At 75.1% G+C, this 6,645-nt stretch carries 6 protein-coding genes; 4 read left to right on the forward strand and 2 right to left on the reverse strand.

Going from position 1 to position 6,645, the window contains the following annotated elements; genetic code table 11:
* Positions 1-68 precede the first annotated feature (68 nt).
* Positions 69-1,016, forward strand: a complete 948-nt coding sequence (locus tag AB7F12_RS31525; protein ID WP_428518075.1) for a LysR family transcriptional regulator — start codon at positions 69-71, stop codon at positions 1,014-1,016.
* Positions 1,017-1,235: 219 nt separating this feature from the next.
* On the opposite strand, the gene AB7F12_RS31530 is transcribed toward AB7F12_RS31525, so the two are convergent.
* Positions 1,236-1,922, reverse strand: a complete 687-nt coding sequence (locus AB7F12_RS31530; protein WP_428518077.1) for a CAP domain-containing protein — start codon at positions 1,920-1,922, stop codon at positions 1,236-1,238.
* An 84-nt stretch (positions 1,923-2,006) separates the two neighbouring features.
* The gene (locus AB7F12_RS31535; protein WP_428518079.1) at positions 2,007-3,587 is read right to left on the reverse strand and encodes a PucR family transcriptional regulator; all 1,581 of its coding nucleotides are present in this window, start codon (positions 3,585-3,587) and stop codon (positions 2,007-2,009) included.
* Positions 3,588-3,754: 167 nt separating this feature from the next.
* On the opposite strand from AB7F12_RS31535, the gene AB7F12_RS31540 reads away from it, so the two are divergent.
* Genes AB7F12_RS31540 through AB7F12_RS31550 form a run of 3 tightly spaced genes read left to right on the forward strand, consistent with a single transcriptional unit; the run spans position 3,755 to position 6,578 of the window.
* Positions 3,755-5,164, forward strand: coding sequence for an amidohydrolase family protein (locus AB7F12_RS31540; RefSeq protein WP_428518081.1), 1,410 nt, complete (start codon positions 3,755-3,757; stop codon positions 5,162-5,164).
* Between the two features lie 28 nt (positions 5,165-5,192).
* A complete protein-coding gene (locus AB7F12_RS31545) occupies positions 5,193-6,074 on the forward strand; it encodes an FAD binding domain-containing protein (protein ID WP_428518083.1) in 882 nt (293 codons plus the stop codon).
* A gap of 12 nt (positions 6,075-6,086) precedes the next feature.
* The gene (locus AB7F12_RS31550; protein WP_428518085.1) at positions 6,087-6,578 is read left to right on the forward strand and encodes a (2Fe-2S)-binding protein; all 492 of its coding nucleotides are present in this window, start codon (positions 6,087-6,089) and stop codon (positions 6,576-6,578) included.
* Positions 6,579-6,645: the final 67 nt, after the last annotated feature.

Genomic DNA, 6,645 nt, shown 5'->3' on the forward strand with positions numbered 1-6,645 from the left:
TAGTCCGCTTCACCCTCCCGGTTATCGGTGTGCGCCGTGACCAGCCGTCACCGGGCAGAATCCGCCGCGTGACATTGACGCAGCTCAACGCGTTCGTACTCGTCGCTCGGCTCGGCTCGGTCAAGGCCGCCGCCACCGCCCTCGGGGTGAGCGAGCCCGCCGTCTCGCAGGCGATCGCCGCGCTGCGCAAGTATCTCGACGATCCGCTCGTCATCCGGGCCGGATCCGGCATGACGCTCACGCCCGGCGGGACCCGCCTGCTCACCATCGCCGCGCAGATGGTGTCGCTGGGCGCCGAGGCCGAGTCGGCCGTGCGGTCGGCCAAGGGGGCCGCCCAGCAGCTCCGGCTCGTCGCCACCAGCACCATCGTCGAGTTCGTCGCGAGCCCGCTCGCCGACGCGTTCACCGCGCGCTCCTCGGGCCTGATCGAGGTCTCGGCGGGCGTGTCGAACACGAACGAGATGCGCGCGCTCGTGTCCCAGCGGCTCGCCGACGTCGCACTCGGGCCGCGCCTCGACGACGACCGCAGTCTCGACCTCATCTCCGAGCCCGTCCTGCGGGCCAAGCTCGTCGTCCTCGCCGCCACCGGGCACCGGCTGACCGGCCCGCCCGCCCACTGGCCCTGGCTGGTCGATCCGACGGCGACCGACCCGGACAGCGACGTCAGCCGCCTCCTGCGCGTCCTCGGCGTCCGGGAGTCGCGGCTGTCGGTCTTCCAGAACCAGACGGCGGCGTGGGAGGCCGCGGTCCGCGGCGGCGGGGCCGCCCCGGCCGTCGCCCATCTCGCCGTGCACCAGCTGCGCCGCCGCGAGCTGCAGACCGTCGACCTGCCCGGCATGTCGACGGAGACCACATGGTTCGTGACGACACCCGCGACGGACCGCCGCTCCGCCGCGGCCGGTTCGCTGCGCCACTTCCTCAGCACCCCGGAGGCGATGCGGCTGCTGCGCGCACCGAGCGCCGGGATGCCGCCGTCGCGGTTCCGCCCGCCGGTCTACGTGACGATCTGGAGCTGACCGGCGCGCCGCACACACCCGCAGGCGCTGGCACACACCGCCGACGGTGTGCGTGCCCACCCCGGGGTGGGTGCGAGCGCCCCGGGGTGTGTGCGAGCGCGACCGGCAACCCGGGCCGCACACCCACCCGAGCCGTCGGACCCTCGCAGACCCCATCTCGCAGAGGCCGACCCCCTCGCAGACCCCGCCCGCACCCCGCAGACGCCAGCCCCACTCCGGTCAGTCCGCGAAGTCCTGCGTCCAGTAGACGCCCAGGCTGCCGCCGCTCGCGCGCCCCACGCCCATGCTGCGCGCGCTGCAGTCCAGGATGTTCTCGCGGTGCCCGGCGCTGTCCATCCACGCCTCCACGACCGACTCCGCGCTCTCCTGGCCCGCGGCGATGTTCTCCGAGCGGGGCGAGGGATGGCCGGCGGCCCGGATGCGATCGGCGAACGAGTCCCCGTCGGATCCGGTGTGGGAGAGGAAGTCCCCGGCCGCCATGTCCCTGCTGTGCCGCCCGGCCGCCGCCGTCAGCCGGTCGTCCAGCACGACGGGGTCGCAGCCCGCGTCCGCGCGCTCGGCGTTGACCAGCGCGAGCACCTGCCGCGCGACGCCGTCACCGCGCGGGGCGGGCGCGACGGTCGTCCGCGAACGCGACGGCGCCGCGGCCCGCGGGGCCGTGCGGGTGGGACGCGGCCGTGACGTGGCATCGGGAGCGGCGTCGTGGGTGGCGTCCGGGGTGGCCGTGGGGACGGTCGACCCGGTCGGCGGGGGGATCGTCGGCGGGGCCGTCGACGCGCCGGCGTCCGTGGTGAGCCGGGCGTCCGCCGCCGGCGGCCCGCCCGCCCGCGGGCCAGCGAAGGCGATACCGGACAGGACCAGGACGACGATCACCGCGGACAGCGCGGCATGGCGCAGCGAGGTCACGGTTCCTCCGGGGCTGCGGCGACGCACCGCATCCGGGCGGGATGCCCGGAGGGGGGAGCGGGTGCGTCGCCGGCGCCCGTACTGTCACGTTACGTAGTCACTTCCGGGTGGACGACGCCCGAGGCGAGGAGCGGTTCCCTCGGTTCGGCGAACGGCCCGGGATCCGCGCCGGGTCGCATCCCCGGCGTCCTGCTCCAGCGCGGCGAGGGCGAGCGCGAGGACGAGGTTCGTGTGGCGTCCGGGCACCCGGACGTCCCCGATCAGCTGGGTGATCCGGCCGAGCCGCTGGTGCATGGTCTGCCGCCGGATGCGCAGGGCCGCGGCGGCGTCCACCTTGCTGGAACCGTGGGCGAGGTAGACGCGCAGGGTCTCCACGAGGCGGGCGCTCGTGCGGCGGTCGTGGTCGAGCAGCGGGCCGATCTCGTCGGTGACGAGCCGTTGCGCCGCGGGCAGGTCGACGAGCTCACCGAGCAGGACCTGCGCGGACAGCGCGGCGGCCGAGAGGCACCGGTCCGGCATGTCCATCGCGACGGCGAGGTCCAGCGCGCGGCGCGTCTCGGCGACGGCCCGGCCGGCCTCGGCAAGGCCCGTCACCGACGGCCCGACGACCACCCGGGCCCCGCCGGCGCCGGGGACGTGCTCGATCGCCGCCAGCACCGCCGCACCGTCCACCGCGGCGGTGGCCGCGATCCCCACGAGCTCCGTGCCGAGATCGCCGACGAGCGCCGTCGCAGGCCAGAGCGCCCGCTCGACGGCACCCAGGGCGGTCGGCACCTCGTCCCGCGGCACCCCGCTCACCAGCACCGTGACGTAGCGGCCGTCCACGGCGAGCGGGAGGCCGAGCGCGGCGGCCGTGGTCCTGATCTCCCCGGCCTGGCGCCCGTCCACCAGTTCCTGCACCAGCCGCCTGCGCCGGGCGGCGAGGTCGTCCGCGGTGGCCGAGCGCAGCAGCGCGAGGCTCATCGCCTCGGCGCCCGCGGTGCATGCGGCGTCGACGGCCGGGTCGTCGGGGCTCGCGGGCGGCAGCACCTGGACGTGGCCCCAGAGCTGGTCGAGCAGCCGCACGTCGCGGCGGCACACCGCGCGCGGGCGCCTGCCGCTCTCCGGCCGCGCTCCCGCGACCTGCATGCCGTCGCGGGTGACGACGGCGACCGGCGCCCCGACGTGCGCGGCCAGCTCGGTGACCAGCTCGGTGGGCCCGCCCCCCGCCAGGAGGGTGTCGGTGAGGCGCTCACGCAGCGTCCGGTCGCGCCGCGCGGTGGCGGCCGCCCGTTCGAGGATCGCGGTCTGCACCTGCTCGGTCATCTCGACGAACGGCACGATCTCGTGCAGGACGAGCAGCGCGACCTCGGTGCGCCGGGCGGCCACCAGGAGCGCCTCGGGCACCTCGGTGTAGGTCCAGCCCAGCTCCAGCGCGAGCGCGGTGACGCGGCGTTCGGCCAGGGCCTCGACGAACGCCGTCTCCCCCACCGCACCCCGCCCGAACAGCCCCTGGCCGGTGGTGAGCAGCAGCTCGCCACCCTTGAGCAGGAACGCCGCCTCGGCCAGCTCGCTCGTGTGCACCCAGCGGACCGGGCGGTCCAGGAGATGGTCGCCGTGCAGCATCTCCGGCCGCGCGCGCCGGAGGGCGTCGAGCTCCAGCACCTCGCCCAGCGTCAGCGTCATCGCGAACCCCCGACGAAACGTCCGTTCTCCTGCGCCGTATCCGGACGTAACGACTATGGCACCGGACACCGGAAGGCCACCACAATCCATCGGAGTCAGCGCCGACGATCCCGAAAAGCCCACAGAGCCCACACAGCCCGCAGACCCCGCCCACCGAGAGGATCGTCGTGGACCCAGGCGTCACCCTCCTCGCCGGCGGGACCGTCGTCACGATGGACCCGGCCCGCCGCGTGATCGACGACGGCGCCGTCGCGTTCTCCTCGACGTCGGGCGGCCTGCTCGCGGTCGGCGACACCGACCGGCTGCGGGCCGCCTTCCCGGCCGCGCAGGTGGTCGACACCACCGGCCAGATGGTGCTTCCCGGGCTGGTCAACACGCACACCCACCTCTTCCAGACGCTGCTCAAGGGGCTCGGCGACGACCGGGTGCTCGCGGACTGGTTCACCGCCATGACCGGGCCGTCGGCGGTCGAGCTCACCGAGGAGGACTGCCACGTCGCGGCGCTGCACGGCTGCGCCGAGGCGCTCACCACGGGGACGACGACGATCGTCGACTTCATGTACGTGCACCCCCGCCCCGGCCTGGGGGAGGCCGTCGCGACCGCCATGCGCGAGACCGGCATCCGCGGGATCCTCGCGCGCGGCTACGTCACGGCGGGCGCCGACGTCGGCGTCCCGGAGCCGCTGGTCGAGTCGCTCGATGCCGCGCTCGACGACGCGCAGGGCCTGGTGCAGCGCTGGAACCGGCCGGGGTCGCGGGTGCGGGTCGGCCTCGCGCCGTGCATGAGCTGGTCGGTGGACGGACCGACGCTGCGCGAGACGCGTGCGCTCGCCGACGCGACCGACGTGCTGGTGACGATGCACCTCGCGGAGTCGCCGTTCGACGTCGCGGAGTCGCTGCGCCGCTTCGGCATGCGCGACGTCGCCTTCGCCGCCGCCACGGGGCTGCTCGGCCCGGACCTGCTCGCCGTGCACTGTGTCCAGTGCGACGACGACGACATCGACCTGCTGGCCGCGCACGGGGCCGGCGTCTCGCACAACCCGTGCAGCAACCTCTACCTCGGCTCCGGCATCGCCCCGGTCCCCCGCATGCAGCGCCGCGGGCTCACCGTCGGCCTCGCCTCGGACGGGCCCGCCTCCAGCTCGAACCACTCGATGCTGCAGGCGATCAAGTTCGCCGCGCTGATCCACAAGGGCGCCCACCGCGACGCCGAGATCATGACGGCGGAGAAGGCGCTGGAGATGGCGACGATCGACGGTGCCACGGCGCTCGGGATGGCCGACGAGATCGGCTCGCTCGAACCGGGCAAGAGGGCCGACATCGTCGTCGCGGACCTCTCCAGCCTCTGCCTCACTCCCGTGCACCAGCCCGTCTCGGCGCTGGTCTACAGCGCCCGCGGGGACGAGGTGGACCGCGTGTACGTCGACGGGCGGCTCGTCGTGCAGGGCGGGGTGCCGACCCGCATCAGCCCGTCGGACGTGCGCAGGCGGTCCGCGGCCGCGGCCCTGGCGCTCACCGAGCGCGCCGGTACTGCCACACTCGCCCGGCGGCCGTGGCGCTCCGTCGTCACGACGTGACCGCCGGACCCCAGCGAAGGAGCCAGCAGTGAAACCGGCGACGTTCGACTACCTCGACCCGGCGTCCGTCGAGGACACCGTCGGCCTGCTCGCGGAGTTCGCCGACGAGGCGAAGGTGCTGGCCGGTGGCCAGAGCCTGGTCCCGATGCTGAACCTGCGGCTGGCCCGCCCGGCGAAGCTCGTCGACATCAACGGCGTCACCGGCTTGGACCACCTCGGCACGGACGGGGGGGAGCTGGTCGTCGGGGCCCTGACCCGCCAGCGCCTGCTGGAGGGATCCCGGCTCACCACCGGCGCCTGGGGGCTCCTGCCGGCCGCCCTGCACCACGTCGGGCACGCGCACATCCGCAACCGCGGCACCGTCGGCGGGAGCATCGCCCACGCCGACCCGGCAGCGGAGCTACCGGCCGCCGTCTGCGCCCTCGGCGCCCGGATGGTCGTGCGCGGGGTGTCCGGGACGCGCGAGGTGGCGGCCGAGGAGTTCTTCCGTGGCTACTTCACCACCGCGGTGGAGCCCGACGAGCTGCTGACCGAGGTCCGTCTCCCCAGGTGGCCCGCCCGCAGCGGCGGCGCGTTCGTCGAGGTGGCCCGCCGCCAGGGCGACTTCGCCCAGATCGGGGTCGCCGCCGCTGTCGCCCTCGGCGAGGACGGCGAGGTGCTCCGGGCCGGCATCGCCGTCGCGGGCGCGGCGACCGAACCCGTGATCGCCGGCGACGTCGTCGAGGGCCTGACCGGCCGCCGGCCCACCACGGCGCTGGTCGAGGAGCTCGCGGGCACGTTCGCCGCCGGGCTCACCCCGCCGTCGGACCTGCACGGCTCGGCCGCGTACCGCCGCCAGCTCGTCCGCCACCTGCTGCCGCGCGCGATCGACCGGTCGGTCCGGGCCGCCCTCGACGCCGCGCCCGCCTGACCGGAGACCCGAATGGACCCCACCGCCACGACCGCGCGATCGATCACCGTCACCGTCAACGGCGTCCGCTACGAGCGCACCGTCTCCGTCCGCACCTCGCTGGCCGACTTCGTCCGCCACGACCTCGGCCTCACCGGCACCCATGTCGGGTGCGAACAGGGCTCCTGCGGCGCCTGCACGCTCCTGCTGGACGGCGAGCCGGTGCGTTCCTGCCTGATGCTCGCCGTCCAGGCCGACGGCCGCGAGCTGACGTCCGTCGAGGGGCTCGCGCCCGCGGGCGGCGAGCTGCATCCGATCCAGCAGGCGTTCTGGGAGCACCACGGCCTGCAGTGCGGCTTCTGCACCCCGGGGATCCTGCTCACCACCTACGACCTGCTGCGCCGCGAGCACGGTCCCTCCCCGTGCGCGATCCGGGAGGCCCTCACCGGCCACATCTGCCGGTGTACCGGCTACGACGGCATCGTGCGCTCGGTGCAGGCCGCCGATCAGGAGTGGGAGCGCTGACATGGGCGTGAAGATGGTGGGCGCGCGGGTCAAGCGCGTCGAGGACCCGCGGCTGCTGCGCGGCGAG

Origin of the sequence: Pseudonocardia sp., from assembly GCF_050250275.1 — a bacterium.
Taxonomy (GTDB): Bacteria; Actinomycetota; Actinomycetes; order Mycobacteriales; family Pseudonocardiaceae; genus Pseudonocardia.